Annotated in this window: 12 protein-coding genes, 1 other RNA gene and 4 pseudogenes; 9 read left to right on the top strand and 8 right to left on the bottom strand. The window is 62.7% G+C overall.

Going from position 1 to position 14,881, the window contains the following annotated elements; translation table 11 throughout:
- Nucleotides 1–51: 51 nt before the first annotated feature.
- From PD885_RS07645 to PD885_RS07630, 3 genes are all read right to left on the bottom strand, one after another.
- Nucleotides 52–459 (bottom strand): VOC family protein, encoded by a 408-nt coding sequence (locus tag PD885_RS07645; protein WP_040762783.1) that lies wholly within the window; start codon nt 457–459, stop codon nt 52–54.
- Nucleotides 456–2,417, bottom strand: coding sequence for a type IV pilus assembly protein FimV (locus PD885_RS07640; RefSeq protein ID WP_002810305.1), 1,962 nt, complete (start codon nt 2,415–2,417; stop codon nt 456–458). Before PD885_RS07640 ends, PD885_RS07645 begins: the two co-directional genes overlap by 4 nt.
- 279 nt (nt 2,418–2,696) lie before the next feature.
- Nucleotides 2,697–4,277, bottom strand: a complete 1,581-nt coding sequence (locus PD885_RS07630) for a transglycosylase SLT domain-containing protein (RefSeq protein ID WP_002810307.1) — start codon at nt 4,275–4,277, stop codon at nt 2,697–2,699.
- A 283-nt stretch (nt 4,278–4,560) separates the two neighbouring features.
- Here PD885_RS07630 and PD885_RS07625 point away from each other — a divergent pair, with 283 nt between their 5' ends.
- On the top strand, nt 4,561–6,066 hold the full coding sequence (locus tag PD885_RS07625; RefSeq protein WP_002810309.1) for a helicase HerA-like domain-containing protein: 1,506 nt from the start codon (nt 4,561–4,563) through the stop codon (nt 6,064–6,066).
- Between the two features lie 210 nt (nt 6,067–6,276).
- Here PD885_RS07625 and PD885_RS22680 read toward each other — a convergent pair.
- Nucleotides 6,277–6,424, bottom strand: a pseudogene (locus PD885_RS22680) (transposase); the annotation flags it as partial.
- 172 nt (nt 6,425–6,596) lie between these two features.
- On the opposite strand from PD885_RS22680, the gene PD885_RS07615 reads away from it, so the two are divergent.
- Nucleotides 6,597–6,851, top strand: coding sequence for a DUF2789 domain-containing protein (locus PD885_RS07615; RefSeq protein ID WP_002810322.1), 255 nt, complete (start codon nt 6,597–6,599; stop codon nt 6,849–6,851).
- 169 nt (nt 6,852–7,020) lie between these two features.
- On the opposite strand, the gene PD885_RS07610 is transcribed toward PD885_RS07615, so the two are convergent.
- Entirely contained in the window at nt 7,021–7,194 is a 174-nt protein-coding gene (locus PD885_RS07610; RefSeq protein WP_002810324.1) for a DUF1328 domain-containing protein, read from the bottom strand.
- Nucleotides 7,195–7,617: 423 nt separating this feature from the next.
- Between PD885_RS07610 and PD885_RS07605 the strand changes: the two genes are divergently transcribed.
- The 4 genes and pseudogenes from PD885_RS07605 to PD885_RS07590 all read left to right on the top strand — a co-directional run bounded on the left by PD885_RS07605 (nt 7,618) and on the right by PD885_RS07590 (nt 10,412).
- Nucleotides 7,618–7,693: non-coding RNA, sX9 sRNA (locus tag PD885_RS07605), on the top strand.
- Nucleotides 7,694–7,738: 45 nt separating this feature from the next.
- Complete coding sequence (locus PD885_RS07600; RefSeq protein ID WP_040762786.1) at nt 7,739–8,266, top strand: M48 family metallopeptidase; 528 nt, start codon at nt 7,739–7,741, stop codon at nt 8,264–8,266.
- Nucleotides 8,267–8,390: 124 nt separating this feature from the next.
- Nucleotides 8,391–9,152 (top strand): annotated as a pseudogene (locus PD885_RS07595) (hypothetical protein).
- A gap of 159 nt (nt 9,153–9,311) precedes the next feature.
- On the top strand, nt 9,312–10,412 hold the full coding sequence (locus PD885_RS07590) for a Glu/Leu/Phe/Val dehydrogenase dimerization domain-containing protein (protein WP_088056759.1): 1,101 nt from the start codon (nt 9,312–9,314) through the stop codon (nt 10,410–10,412).
- A 67-nt stretch (nt 10,413–10,479) separates the two neighbouring features.
- On the opposite strand, the pseudogene PD885_RS07585 reads toward PD885_RS07590, so the two are convergent.
- The 3 genes and pseudogenes from PD885_RS07585 to PD885_RS21990 form a co-directional block, all read right to left on the bottom strand.
- Nucleotides 10,480–10,930: pseudogene (locus PD885_RS07585) on the bottom strand (autotransporter domain-containing protein); the annotation flags it as partial.
- A 160-nt stretch (nt 10,931–11,090) separates the two neighbouring features.
- Nucleotides 11,091–12,059, bottom strand: a complete 969-nt coding sequence (locus tag PD885_RS07580) for an IS5 family transposase (RefSeq protein WP_065975349.1) — start codon at nt 12,057–12,059, stop codon at nt 11,091–11,093.
- Between the two features lie 83 nt (nt 12,060–12,142).
- Nucleotides 12,143–12,438: pseudogene (locus PD885_RS21990) on the bottom strand (autotransporter domain-containing protein); the annotation flags it as partial.
- A 78-nt stretch (nt 12,439–12,516) separates the two neighbouring features.
- Between PD885_RS21990 and PD885_RS07570 the strand changes: the two are divergent.
- The 3 genes from PD885_RS07570 to PD885_RS07560 all read left to right on the top strand — a co-directional run bounded on the left by PD885_RS07570 (nt 12,517) and on the right by PD885_RS07560 (nt 14,716).
- The gene (locus PD885_RS07570) at nt 12,517–13,692 is read left to right on the top strand and encodes a thiolase family protein (RefSeq protein WP_002810335.1); all 1,176 of its coding nucleotides are present in this window, start codon (nt 12,517–12,519) and stop codon (nt 13,690–13,692) included.
- A 122-nt stretch (nt 13,693–13,814) separates the two neighbouring features.
- Entirely contained in the window at nt 13,815–14,156 is a 342-nt protein-coding gene (locus tag PD885_RS07565; protein WP_002810337.1) for a hypothetical protein, read from the top strand.
- Nucleotides 14,157–14,377: 221 nt separating this feature from the next.
- Nucleotides 14,378–14,716, top strand: coding sequence for an XAC1346 family secretion chaperone (locus tag PD885_RS07560; RefSeq protein ID WP_088056758.1), 339 nt, complete (start codon nt 14,378–14,380; stop codon nt 14,714–14,716).
- Nucleotides 14,717–14,881: the final 165 nt, after the last annotated feature.

The raw sequence follows: 14,881 nt of genomic DNA, 5'->3' as shown, positions 1-14,881 counted from the left end.
ATGCCGCACCGAGCACCCGCCGCGCCAATCTGGCGGCCGTGCAGGTTTCTGTCACTCACGCTCAGCCGCAGCACGCTCGGACCATATTGCCAGCGTCGTGCCACCCGGCTCGCGAAAATGAAACCGGCTGCCGCCGGGGAAGCCGAATACCGGCTTGACGATCTCGCCGCCTGCAGCACGTACGCTTTCGAGCATCGGTGGCAGGTTGTCGGCATACAGCACGACCAGCGGGCCGCCTTCGGCAGCTGCTGGCGCAGTGGCACGATAGAAACCACCGTCCAGGCGGCCGTCGTTGAAAGTCAGATAATCCGGGCCAAAGGCTCGGAATTGCCAGCCGAACACGGTCTCGAAGAAGGCACGGCTGGCCTCCGGGTCGATGGATGCGAATTCGACGTAATCGATGCGGCGTTCGCGTGCGGCAGCCCGGCCTGCGGCGATACTGTTCATGGCAGGGCTCACGTCAGGCGTTCCAGCAGCTCGGCGGCTTCGGCGCGGCTGGCGTCATCGCCGGTTGCAGCAACTTCCAGCAGCAGGCCGCGTGCACTGTCCTTGTCGCCGAGATCCATATAGGCGGCCGCCAGCTCCAGGCGATCGCGCCCGGCGGAGGTGAATTCCCTTCTGGTTGACGCGCTGGGCGCAGCGACGGGGGCGACGTTGGCTTGATCGAAATCCAGGCTGTTCTGCGTGGCTGCCGACGCGGATGGAACGGTCGGCGGCAGATCTTTGACGGCGTGCCCGGCGTCTACGTGCTGCGGCTCCGCTTGCCCGGACTCGACATGCTGCGGCGCTGAGTACCGAGGCTCAACGAACTCCGGCTCTACCACCTGCGCTGGCGGCGTTGCGCGCAGCGAACGCCAATCGTCGCTGGTGACCGCTGGCGGCGCGGCCACCGGCTCGGAGAGCAGCGGCTCGCGGCGCAGCACGTCGGACAGCGGCGGCTGCGCATCGTAGCTACGCTCGACTTCGCGCAGATCGATCTGCTCGAAGTCGGTCTCATGCACCACATCGCGTTCGCTTGGCACGATGGCCTGCGCATCGTCATGCGGCTCGGCTGCTTCTGCAGCGGCGCCGACAGGCACGAAGTCGGACTGACGCCGCGGCAACGGCGGCAGCGGCGACGGTTTGCGGCGACGTGCAGCCAGCCACGCGACCACGGCGGCGACGATCAACACCAGCCCCCCGATCAACCACAACGGGAAGCCGGCGCCCTGTGGTGCGGCAGCCGGTGTTTCCGACAAGCGCTTTTGTGCGGCCACCAAGTCGGTGTCCTTCATCGCGATCAAGGCTTGCTGTTGCTGCTTGAGCTTTTCCAGATCGGCCACGCGCGTGCGTAGATCCTGCAATTCCGCATCGCGGGTGGCGATGTCCTCCTTGGCCTGTTGCAACTGTTGGTTGGCCACCATCTCGCCCTTGCCTTCGGCACTGGTGCCGGACGTGGCTCCGGCCTTGTTGGTCTGACTCGCCACTGCAGGGGCGATTTCGAGCCGCGCACCGGCACCGGCTGCGGTGGGTGAAGCAAGTGCGGCAGGAATCGGCGTAGCCGCAGCAGCGGCGCCGGCTTCGGCGGGCTGCGGGATCGCCGAACGCGCCTGCCGCCATTGGGTTGCCTGCTCGCGCACCATTACCGCCGCTTCCGCAGCGCCGACCTGTGCCAACGCGTCTTCCTGCGGCGTACGCAGCACCGCGCCTTGCTTCAGTCGATTGATGTTGGCGTTGATGAAGGCGTCCGGATTGGTCCGCAGCAACGCCAGCATGGTCTGATCCAGCGAATGCCCACTGGAACGCGCCACTACCGCCGCGATCTCCGACAAGGTCTGGCCCGAGCGTACTGTCGGCAAGGCATCGCCAGGCTGGCTCGCAGCGGCAGCAGAAGCGCTTGCGGCAGGAAGCGCAGCGGGTGCAGCTCCTGCGGTGTTTTGCCCTGAGCGATTCCTAACAGGTACGGCTGGGGGCTCGCGTGCGATGGCGTTACTGGCCACGGACCGCGGCGCTCCGATGGCCGGCTCGGCACGTGCGGCCGCAGCGTTTAGCGCGTCGACCAGCGCGGAATATTCGCGCACCAAGCGGCCCTGGCCCCACTCCACTTCGATCAAGAAGTTGATCGCCGGCTGGTCTACCGCCTGGCTACTGGTCACGCGAATCACCGCGCGCGCGCGCGCGTCCTGCGCAAACTGGAACTGCAGGTTGCTGACCAATCCCTGCGGCCGCTCCAAACCGACCCGCGCAAACGTGGTGGCCGACGCCAGCGCCACGCGTGCGTCGTCGAGTTCGCCGGGCTCGTTGGAGATGACCGGAATCTCGGCCACCAGCGGTTGCCCCGGCTTGGACAGCACCCGGATATCGCCCAACCCCAACGCCATGACGGCACCGCTGCATGTCAGCAGCAGCAGCGCACCTAACCCTTGTATCGGACGCATCGCGCCCCCGCCCCTACGTTTCATGGGCATCAATATAGCCGCTGGATGAGCAAAAAAGTCAGCCCGGTTGTGCAGAGCGCTGGCACGGTCGCAGTGCGGCGGTGCGACATGCACGACGGCATTGCCGCCGATGTCAGCGTGTGCGGATCGCGGCGGGAGGCAGCAGCGGGCTTGCTCGCGATGAGGCATCTTGAGAATGCGGCATCGTAGGCAAGCCCACACCTACGAAGGTTGGTCGGACACCCGCAAGCCGGATGCCCGCACATCCATATCGCAAACCTACCGGTCGCAACCGGCCAGCTTGATGCTCTGTCCCGGTGCGAGCGCATACGACGGCGCTTTCAGGCCGTTGGCCTTGGCCAGTTCCTTGATTTCGCACTGGTACTTCTGCGCAACGCGACCGAGCGTGTCGCCTCTGGCGATGGTGTAGCTGCGAGCCTGCTTGGCCTTAGCCTTGGCGACCGCCGGCTGGCCGGTGGCCACGGTGGTCGGCACGCCAGCCATCGGGCTGACGTCACCCACTGCAACGCTGGGCACGTATTCGGTAGCGCCGCTGCGCACGATCGCACTGTTGAGGTCGGCGGTGATCAGCGTGCGCGCCAGGTCCGCACGCGGGCCATTGATGCAGTACCGCGTGTACAGGCTGGCAATGCGGTTGGTGGCGTTAATGACGGTGCCAGCCGGAATCCAGCCATCTAATTCGTAGCGAGGGTTGAGGTTGCGCAACGCGCGCATATAGCCATCGCGCGTGCCCATGCTGCCCAGGCAGATGGTGAGTTCGTAAATGGTGGTCGACTTGGCCAGCTTCAGCGTCGCCGGCTGCGCGTCGAGCTTGGCGAAGTCCACGCCGTACTGGCGAGGGTGCAGGAAGATCCACGCCGCGGCGATCACCATCGGTACGTAATCCTTGGTTTCGGCCGGAAACTGGTTGTAGACGTCCTGATCCCAGAATCCGCGCCCGCCGCTCTGAGAGAACACACGCGTCGCGCGACCTTCGCCGCCGTTGTAGGCGGCCAGCGCCAATTCGATGTTGCTGTTAAGCCCGGCCATGCGCTCGTTGAGATAGGTGGCGCTGGCTTCGGCGGCGCTGCGCGCATCCAAGCGCGTATCGAACCCGCTACCGTCCGGGCCCAGACCGAAACGAAGCCCGGTGGCCGGCATAAACTGCATCAGACCGGCGGCGCCGGCACGCGAACTGGCGTGCACCTTGCCATTGGATTCCTTGGCCATGATGCCGAACAGCAACGCTTCGGGCAGGCCGCGCTTCTGCCATTCCGGCCACATCACGCCGCGCAGGTTGCTGTAATTATCATAGCTGGTCAGCAGTGCCGGGCGCATGTCGGTCAGCCAGCGACGGATGCCGGCCTGAACCGCCGGGTTGTACTGCACCATCTTGTCGAAATCGTGCCGCTGATCGTTGAGCAACGTGGCTGCACGCGCGGCCTCGGGAACACCGTTAGCGGCTGGTCCGAGGTGGTCCGGGTCGGCCTGCAGCAGGATATCGTCGTCTTCCGGATCTTCAGCGGCTGGCGCTTCGGCATCGGCGCGCGCCTTCAGCAGGCGCTTGTAGGTGGCCAACTGATTGGCGACTAGGCAGCCACGCTGCTTGATGCAGGCGTCGATGACGTCCTCCATGTCCTCCAGCGCGGCATCACCTTCTGCGGTGCCCTTGGGGTCGGAGTTGTTCACCAGCACCAGCGCATCGCGATAGCGCTTTTCGGCGGCAGCCATGCGTGTATCGAGCACGGCCGCCTTCTCCGTGTCGCGTTTGGAGATGGCGTGGGCAGCGGGGACGACAGACATCAGCGCCACCATGACCAGAACCGGCCATGGGCGCGAATCGAAATGAGCGAGCGGCATCGTAGGCAGTACAGCGGAAAGGCTGGCAGAGTAGCCGCCGGGGCGACACCGGGGCAAGGCGGCGGGGCTGGCAGGGTCGGTGGGCCGCTGGCCTGATCGATGCGATCGATGCTGGGAAGACCTGTACGATCGACTGTTGCGGGTCGCAGATAGGTTGGGTATCTGACTGCATGTCCGCGTTTGGTTGCCGGCTGTTTCGATCGAAAATGGGGGGCATTCTCCGCCTGGCTTTCCCGCCAGCATTGCCCGCTAGAATCCGGACTTTCCCCAACGGATCTGCGCAATGGCCTCGTTCCTCCTCGGCAAAGGCATCACCGACGATATTGCGGTCCTGCTTGAAGCACGCTTCGGCAATCGCCATGGCCTGGTGGCCGGCGCCACCGGAACCGGCAAGACCGTTACCTTGATGACTCTGGCCGAAGGCTTCTCGCGCCTGGGGGTGCCCGTGTTCCTGGCCGACGTGAAAGGCGACGTGGCTGGCCTGGCGGTTGCCGGTGACGGCGCAGCCAGCGTGCTGCAGCGCGCCACGGATGCGGGCATCGCCGACTACGCGCCTGCGGCCAGCCCGGTGGTGCTCTGGGACCTGTATGGACAGCTCGGGCACCCGGTGCGCACCACCGTCAGCGAGATGGGCCCCACCCTGCTCGCGCGCATTCTGGAACTCAACGACACCCAATCCGGCGTGCTGGACATCGTGTTCAAGCTGGCCGACGACCGCGGCCTGCTATTGCTGGACCTGGACGACCTGCGCGCATTGCTCGCATTGGTCGTCGAAGAACGCAAAGAGTTGTCCACCAGTTATGGCCTGGTTTCCAGCCAATCGGTGGCGGCGATCCAACGCGCCTTGCTACGTCTAACGCAGGACGGCGGCGAGCAGTTCTTCGGTGAACCGGCGCTGGAACTGGCCGAACTGATGCGCGTGGCGCCGGATGGCCGCGGCGTGATCGGCATCCTGGCGGCTAACCAACTGGTGCTCAAGCCAAAGCTGTATTCCACCTTCCTGCTGTGGCTATTGTCGGAACTGTTCGAGCGTTTGCCCGAAGTGGGCGACCTGGAACAACCAAAGCTGGTGTTCGTGTTCGACGAAGCGCATCTGCTGTTCGACGATGCGCCAGCCGCGCTGGTGCAGCGCATCGAACAAGTCGTGCGATTGATCCGCTCCAAGGGTGTGGGAGTGTATTTCTGCTCGCAGTTTCCCGACGACATCCCCGACAACATCCTCGGTCAGCTGGGCAACCGCGTGCAGCACGCGCTGCGTGCGTGCACACCGCGCGATCAGAAAGCGGTCAAGACGACGGCGCAAACTTTTGTCGCCAACCCCAAACTCGATGTAGCAACCGCGATCTCCAGCCTGGGCACCGGCGAGGCACTGGTGTCGCCGCTGCAAGGCAAGGGCGTACCCGCTCCGGTGCAGCAGACTCTCATCGCACCACCGCGCTGCCGCATGGGCGCCATCAGCGCGAGCGAACGCGCACAGGTACGTGCAGCCAGTCTGGTTGGTACCAGCTACGACACCACGATCAACCGCGAATCGGCCGCAGAACTGCTCGCGCGGCGTGTCGAACAGGTCGCCGAACGCAGCGCCGCACCGCCGGCACGCACGCGCGAAGATGACGATGCGCAAGACAGCGGCTTCGGCAAGGTTGTCAAGGACGCTGTATTTGGCACCAGCCGTCGTCAAGGCATGCTCGAAGCGATGGCCAAGCAGACGTCTCGTACGATCGGCAACAAGATTGGGCAGCAGATCGTGCGCGGAATTTTCGGCAGTATTTTTGGTGGGAAGCGCTGAGCACAACGACAAGGACGAACGGTATGGGCAAGATATGGATGCATCTTGGTGGGCTCGCACTCCTTAATTTTAGCTATGGCACCGTGCAGGAACCGCAACGCAACCCCGACTATGACTGCACGCCAGGTTCCAACTATGGTCCGATTCAATGACCATTACGCCGTCAACACTTTACCGCCGGCCATTACGTGGGAAAACTGCAAATTAAAGTCGTTTATGCGCACCGCTATCGCCGCTGTCGCCGAACACGCTGTCTTGCTTGCCGTGCAGCAACGCGTGCGTCACTGTGACATCGCCCACGTTCGCTGCGGTGCAGCGCACGTGGTGAACCAGGCTGGAGAACTCATCCACACCAATGAACATCCACCGTCTCCAACATCCGCCCGGCAACACTATGGGTCTCCAGCAAGCGGCCAACGTTGAGAATCGTGGTCGCGTCGGGAAACGTAGATGTGTAGCGTCGCGCATCTAGAAGGAGTCGTTCTGAGGCTCCCTAGCATTCAATCATCCGTACGCTCGAGGAATCTGCAATGGAACAACCCGTCCACCCGTTATCCGAACTGTTCGCCCAGCTTGGCCTGCCGTCAGACGAAATTAGCATTTGCAACTTCATCGCCGAGCATTCTCCGTTACCAGGCGAAATGCGCCTGGAAGAAGCACCATTCTGGACGCCCGCCCAAGCGCAGCTATTGCGTGAAGAACGCCTAGACGATGCCGACTGGATCGTGACCATCGATCAGCTCAATATCGCCTTGCATACGACAGCCGAGAATACTGGCGTCTGATTGCGACACTCGCAGCGCGAGACCGTTACGGTCGAGATCGCCTGTGACTGTCCCGCCTTTTCGTTTCGACCATAGAGACAAAAAAGGAGCGGCCTATGGTCGCTCCTTCTGTATGCCGGGGTGACGCAGTCGACGGCGACTGGCCTGTCAGGCGGCGGCACGCTCCGCGTCAGGTCACCTTCTTGGCGATCGTCATGCCCAGCACGAACAGCACGATGGCGATGATGATGCCAGCCCAGAACAGCAACTTGGCAATTCCCATCGCAGCGCCTGCCATGCCGCCGAACCCGAGCGCACCGGCGATCAGTCCGATGATGGCAAAAATAATGGCCCATTTGATCATATTATTGTCTCCCAAGAGGCACAGTGCCGTTGTTAAATCGTGTGATTGCGGCACATCGCCGCAAAACATGCGCTGCACGTTACCTATCCGGATGTGCCGCATTCGTGAATACGCCTGACTCACGCGACCACACTTGCGCTGCGTTCAGACGGCCGCGTTAACTGCACGACTGTCTAACAATGTCACTGACAGATAATCGAACGTCGCTAGGCGTTCGCCAGGGGAGATGCGGTCTTTGCGTTCTGCTTGTGCCCGAAGCCGTGCGCACCCCATCGACATGGCCGCTTGCCATCGCGCATCCGCATCCGCTTGACGCGCATCACAAAGCAGCGACCAAACGACGTCTGCGCGCGTGTCGCAACTGGAAGTGGCTAACAAAGCTATTGCGCCGCCAGGCGGGCGAGGCCGGTGCTCGGAATCGGCATGTACCACGCGTACACTTCGGTTCCTCCGCGCCGTCCGAACCCACCTGGCGACTGCTCGCTACGTTTTGTTAGCCGCTCTAAATCGGAGGGATTCGCCAGCAAGCTTCGCATCGGCGATCATGCGTACTTGGCAGCAATCGATCGACATGGACACTCTTCGCTATCTCACCGGCTATCCGCCCGCCGTCCTGGATCAGGTGCGCGAACTGATTGCCCAGGACAAGCTCGCAGCGATGCTGGCGCGGCGCTATCCGGACCGACACGCGATCCGCACCGACCGCCACTTGTACGACTACGTCAAGGCGACGAAGGAGCGCTACATGCGCTCATCACCCACCTTGCACAAGGCGATGTACGACAACCACCTACAGGTGGTGAAGCATGCACTGGGCACACATACCGCGGTCTCCCGCGTGCACGGCGGCCGACTGAAGGCCAGCCGCGAAATCCGTATTGCATCCGTGTTTCGCGATGCGCCAGAACCGTTCCTGCGGATGATCATCGCTCACGAGTTGGCGCATTTGAAGGAGGCCGATCACAACAAAGCCTTCTACCAACTCTGCAATCACATGACACCCGACTACCACCAGCTGGAGTTCGATCTGCGCCTGTATCTGACGCACTTGGCGTTGTCCGCAAACAGCTGATCGCCCAGCGCCAAGACAAAACAAGGCAAGGCAAGGCAAGGCAAGGCAAGGCTCAAGATGCGGCCATGCACTCGCTTTCTCTAGCACAACTGGCCCCGCTGCCCAACGCCAACAACCCGCTGCAATGAATGCACTGGCGCAGGCGCTGGAACGCGCCGGCCAGAGCGAGGAAGCCTTTGCCTGGTACGCGCGTAGCGCGGCCGCAGGCGACACTAGCGCGCAGGTCGAAGCCGGCCGCATGTGGGTTTACGGTGTCGGCTACGAGGTGGACGTCAATCACGCACTTGCGCATTGGCAGAAGGCCGAACGTCAAGGCTCCGCGGCAGGGCGTTATCTGCTGGCGACCCCGCCCGTCACCGATCATTCGCTCATCCTGAAAATTCAGGCGTTCGCCCGGCTGCACGCGGCAGCTGCAGCCAACTACCCGCCCGCGCTACCTGCGTTGGCGATGCAGCACGGGCACTTGGAGTACCCGGATCGGCAACGGAAATGCGTGGCCTTGCTGGAACGCGCTTCCAAAGCCGGTGACGCGCGCTCGGCCACGCTGTTGGCCGAGCGCCTGTTCCGCGGCGAAGGCGTGCCGCCGCAGCCCGAGGCCGCTGCCCAGGCACTACTGCGACAGCTGCAGTCGCTCGGCATCATTGCGCTGCCTGAGGTGCGCATCGCACCGCCTGCGTCTATCTCAACGACGTCGGCGCCGGTGGCCAGACCGATTTCCCGGACGCCGGTGTCCGCGTCCAGCCGCGCGCCGGCCAGGGGGGACTTCGACCACCTGCATGCCGATGGTCGTCCCTACCCGCATTCGTTGCACGCCGGCACGTCGGTCACGGCCGGCAGCAAATGGCCGGGAACGATATGGTTTCGACAGCAGCGCCATCGGCATTGATGAACAAATTCATACACAACCCCCTGCCGACGTGGTTTAAAATGTTGCAGCGCGAGGTGATCGGACAGGTTCTGCAGACGTCGCGTTTTTTGTTTCCCATTGCGCGGGTCCAGACCCGGCCTCAGGGAAGGCACATCACGCAGCCCCGCGGAGCCTTCGATGCTTTTCGAAACCCTCGATACCACCGGCCACGAGCAGGTGATTTTCTGTCACAACCGCGACGCCGGCCTCAAGGCGATCATCGCCCTGCACAGCACCCGTCTCGGGCCAGCATTGGGCGGCGTGCGCATGCGCCCCTACCCCAGTAGCGAGGCCGCGCTCAACGATGCGCTGCGGCTCAGCCGCACCATGACCTACAAGAACGCGCTGGCCGGCTTGAACGTCGGCGGCGGCAAGGCAGTGATCATCGGTGACCCGAAGACCGACAAAACCGAGGCGCTATTCCGCGCATTCGGCCGATTTGTCGACACCCTGGGCGGGCGCTACATCACCTCCGAGGACGTGGGCACAGACGTCAACGACATGGAACAGATCTACCTGGAGAGCGAGTATGTCACCGGCGTGCACCAGGTGCATCGCGGCTCCGGCGATCCGGCGCCGTTCACCGCCTATGGCGCACTGCAGGCGCTGATGGCCTCGCTCAATCGCAAGCTCGGCCACGAAGAAATCGGCAAGGCCAGCATCGCGATTCAGGGGCTGGGCCATATCGGAATGGAGCTGGTAAAACTGCTCAAGGAACGCGGCGCAAAACTGTATGTGGCCGATCTGGATCCGGCGCTGGTAGACCGCGCGGTGACCGAATACGGCGCCGAAGCGGTGCGTCCGGACGAAATTCACCAAGTGCAGGCCGATGTATTCGCACCATGCGCGCTGGAAGGCGCGATCAACGACGACACGTTGCCGCAACTCAAGGCCAAGATTATTTGCGGCACCGCCAACAATCAGCTCGCCAGCGCCGCCATCGGGCAGGAGCTGCACAAGCGCGGCATCCTGCACGCACCCGATTACGTGGTCAATGCCGGCGGCGTCATGAACGTGTCGCTGGAGATCGACGGCTATAACCGCGAGCGCGCGATGCGCTTGATCCGCAGCATCTATCACAATCTGGAAAAGGTGTTCGATCTCTCCGAGCAGCTGGGCGTGTCGCCGCAGCAGGCGGCCGATCAGATTGCCCAAACGCGTATCGAGGCCATCAGCAAGCTCAAACTGCCGCTGGGCCGCACCGCACCGCGCTTTCTGCACAAGCTGCGCGGCGAGTGACCCACCTGCCCTGGGCACGCTGTCTGGACAGCTAGCTGAAGCACCGATCAAACAGGCAATGCGCCGATTAGAAATCTGCGCTGTAACGCAGGCTCAGCGCGCGATCATCACCGCGCTCGCCCACCCGCTGGTCGTAACCAAAGCGCAGCTGGCCCTGCTAACCCAACGGCGCAGCTGCGGTAATGCCGAACAAACCGCGCGAGCGCGCCGGCAGCATGCCGCGCATGCAGTGCCCATGCACCCACACCGATGAAACTGGCATCGAGCGTCAAGCCTTCGCTGCTCAGCGCCTGTTGCCATTCGGCGTAACCGCCTAACTGGACGCCGCGCCAGTGGCACGCAGAACGCACACCGGCCAGCGCTTGCTTGCGTGAGGACGTACTTGTATCGGCACGCAACCCGAAACCTTCGCTACGCAGACGCGCCTAATCCCGGCCCATGTACGGCGTCAGCGTTACGTGCGCGTCGCCCCAGCGATACCCGGCTTCCATATTGCCGCTGAGATAACTGCCTCTGTAACTGCGTAGCGAATCGGCGGCAGCCTTGGCATTAGGGAAGGTCTGAACAACGCACCAGACCTCTAAAATTCGAGCCTGCTGCGTGCCAATAGCGCACAGAGTTGATGCGTACGATACGATTTCTACGGTTTCTTGCGGCGTTGGCTGGCGCCAGACAGCATTATCCCCTGGCCGGCAGCAACTGCCGGCGCACCATCCACAGATTGGATAGTGCGAACAGGGTCAGCACATGCGCGGTGTTCTTGGCCAAGCCGCGATAGCGGACCTTGGTGTAGCCAAACTGGCGTTTGATCACGCGGAATGGATGCTCCACCTTCGCACGCACACTTGCTTTGAAGTATTCCCAACGTTCTTCCTGGCGGCGCTCGCGTTTGTTGCCAATGGCTTGAATCGTCGAACGCTTGGCGGCAATGAAAAAAGCAGTCTTGCAGGTCTGCAGTTCTTCGCGTTTGTCCGCACCGGTGTAGCCGCTGTCGCCGAACACACTGTCTTCTTTGCCGTGCAGCAATGCATGGGTCACCGTGACATCGGCCACATTGGCAGCCGTACAACGGACGTGGTGCACCAGCCCGGAAAACTCATCCACGCCGATGGGTGCCTTCATCCCGAAATACCACTGATTGCCTTTCTTGGTCTGATGCATTTCAGGGTCGCGCGCGCGGTCGGTGTTCTTGGTCGAACTGGGCGCAGCGATCAGGGTTGCATCGACGATCGTGCCGGACCGCAGGCTCTGACCCTTGCGCACCAGATCCGCGTTGACGGCCTCCAGCATCCGCGCTGCAAGGCCATGGGTTTCCAGCAAGCGGCGAAAGTTGAGAATCGTGGTCTCGTCGGGAACATTGTCCAAACCGCCGAGCCGGGCAAAACGGCGCAAGGTCGGGATCTGGTGCAACGCTTCTTCCATCGCCGGATCGCTCAACGCATACCACTGCTGCAGCAAATGAATCCGCAACATCGTCGCCAGTGCGTACGGCTGTCGACCAGGCCGCCCCGACACCCGATAGTGCGGCGCGATCAGTCCGAGCAAATGCCTCCACGGAACCACCTGCTCCATCTCGGCCAGGAAGATCTCGCGGCGAGTCTGCTTGCGCTTGCCCAAACCTTCAGCGTCACCGAACGTCAGTTGCATGGATGACTCCTCAACGTAGGTGTGTAGTGTCGCGCATTTGAAGTGCGTTGTTCAGAGGTTCCTTAGGCGACTGCTGCAACGCTGCTGATTGCGCCATTGCCCTGCAGTTGCTGCGCATCCACCTTTTGAAACGCTTGCTCGACGCGTATTGCCGAATCCATTGATGCAGCGCCGAGTGCACCGAGCGTTGCCGCAACGGCAGTGACATTACATACGCCGCAACAACAAATACGCACTGTCGCTGTCGTCAGTTCAGAGTGGCATTGAGGAAGGTGACATCCGGCCCGCTGCTGAGCGAATCGAATCTGCTCTGTAGCCCGTCGGTGGCTTGCAGCAAGGTACAGGTGTCGTTGTCGAGCACGTAGTCCCGCCGACCGAGTCTGTCCCGGCACTTCAGCTTGCTGGCGCGAATTGACCATGAGGCAGATAATCGTTTCACTTTAAACGGTATCTACTCATGTCCGACATCGTCATCGTTGCTGCCAAACGTACTGCCATCGGCGCGTTCCTCGGCCAATTCAACGGTGTGCCGGCGCCGACGCTCGCCGCCGCCGCAATCGAGGGCGCGCTGGCGCAATCGGGGATTGCACCGGCCGACGTTTCCGAAGTCATCGTCGGCTGTGTGCTGCCGGCCAATCTCGGTCAGGCACCTGCGCGCCAGGCCGCGATCGCGGCAGGCATCCCCACCTCGACCGGCGCCACCACCATCAACAAGGTGTGCGGCTCGGGTATGAAGGCGATCATGTTTGGACACGACCTGATCAAGGCCGGCTCAGCCAGCATCGTGGTTGCCGGTGGCATGGAATCGATGAGCAATGCGCCGCATCTGCTGCCCAACTCGCGCACCGGCAACCGTTACGGCAATTTCCAGGCCGTCGACCACATGGCCTGGGACGGCCTGACCAATCCCTACGACGGCCAGGCAATGGGCTTGTTCGGCGAAGCCACCGCCGAAAAATTCGGTTTCAGCCGCGCCGATCAGGATGCGTTTGCGATCGCATCGGTGGAACGCGCGCAGGCAGCGCAACGCACTGGCGCCTTTGCCGACGAAATCGTTGCGGTCACGGTAGCCACGCGCAAGGGCAAGGTCATCGTCGATCGCGATGAGCAGCCCGGCAAATCCGACGTGGCCAAGATCCCGGCCTTGAAACCGGCCTTCAAGAAGGACGGCAGCGTCACCGCAGCCAGTTCGTCGAGCATCTCCGATGGCGCGGCGATCACCGTGCTGATGAGCGCGGACGACGCGCAACGCCGCGGCGTGACGCCGTTGGCGCGCATCGTCGGGCATGTCACCCACTCGCAGGCCCCCGAGTGGTTCACCACCGCGCCGGTTGCCGCGATCCAATCGCTGGTCGGCAAGATCGGCTGGCAACTGGACGAGGTGAATCTGTTCGAAATCAACGAAGCGTTCGCCGTGGTGGCGATGATACCGATCAAGGAACTAGGCATCGCGCACGACAAGGTCAACGTGCATGGCGGTGCCTGCGCATTGGGTCATCCGATCGGCGCATCGGGTGCGCGCTTGGTGGTGGCATTGGTGAATGCGTTGCGCATGCGCGGTGGCAAACGCGGAATCGCGACACTATGCATCGGTGGTGGCGAAGCGACTGCTATTGCTATCGAGTTGATTTAATTGATTTTAACGTCGATTTTTCAAAGCTGAATGCGCGTGTGCTTGACACTGATCTTTGGACCGTCATCATGTCGGGGGGGCGCACTAGCGCGTTGCCTAATCTAACGACGAGGATTGAAACAATGACCATTAACAAGCTGCTGATCGCAATGGCGCTGGGCCTGGCCCTGACCGCTTGCTCGAAGCCCGAACAAGCGCAGGACTCTGCTGCTTCGGCTAACGAAGCTGCCGCCGACGCTCAAAAGGCTGCTGACCAGGCTGCTGCCTCGGGCTCGCAGTCGGCTGAGGCCGCTCAGTCTGCTGCCAATACCGCAGCTGCTTCGGCCGACACCGCTGCGAGCGCTGCCCAGGCTGCCTCCGGCGCCTCGACCGACGCTGCTGCTGAGCAGGCTGCCAGCGATGCCAAGACGGCTGAACACACCGCCGAAGCCGCTAAGGAAACCGCCAAAGAAGCCAAGAAGTAATCACTTCTTAGCTCTAAGTGGATTCGGAGAAAGCCGCTGCTTCCAGCGGCTTTTTCTTTGACTGCAATTTGGCCGTCTAACTCAGTGTTCGCCAGTCTGCAGCCTTGCAATATCCAAGATGCAGCCTCCCCACCCACTGGCTGAATGGCCGGCCGCGTATTGACGCAGGCTGCATCGGTCCCTGCATAAGCTCAGCTTTCCAACACCGGAACAGGACCACCATGAAGACGATCCGTATGCTCTCGTTGAGCGTCATCGCCGCCCTTACGCTCGCCGCCTGTCAGGGCCATGACGCCGAACAGGCACGCCGCGATGCCGCATCCGCTGCAAAGCATGCTGCTGCCGCCACCGAACAGGCTGCCGACCGCGCCGCCCTGCAGGCCAAGGCCGCTGCTGCCGATGCACGCGTGGCCGCACGTGAACTGGCTGCAGACGCCAGCCGCGCCACCGCCAATGCCGCAAATGCCACCGCCGACAAGACGCGGGAAATGGCCAACAAGGCCGAGCAGAACGACGACAAGCACGACGACAAGCACGACGCCGAGCATCCGCAGCACTAACCGACCCATACCTGCCACGCCGCACATCGCAACGCGCCGGCCAATTGCCAGCGTTGCGATGTGCCAACAGTGACCTCATGTCGTTGCGGCCCGCAGGCTAGCATTCGCGCATGCGGCCTTCCTGCGCCATCGCTCCCAGGCCGAACGGCTCGACGATCGCATTGG

Source organism: Xanthomonas fragariae (assembly GCF_900183975.1).
Classification (GTDB): domain Bacteria; phylum Pseudomonadota; class Gammaproteobacteria; order Xanthomonadales; family Xanthomonadaceae; genus Xanthomonas; species Xanthomonas fragariae.
This window is presented reverse-complemented; position numbering and strand designations above follow the sequence as displayed.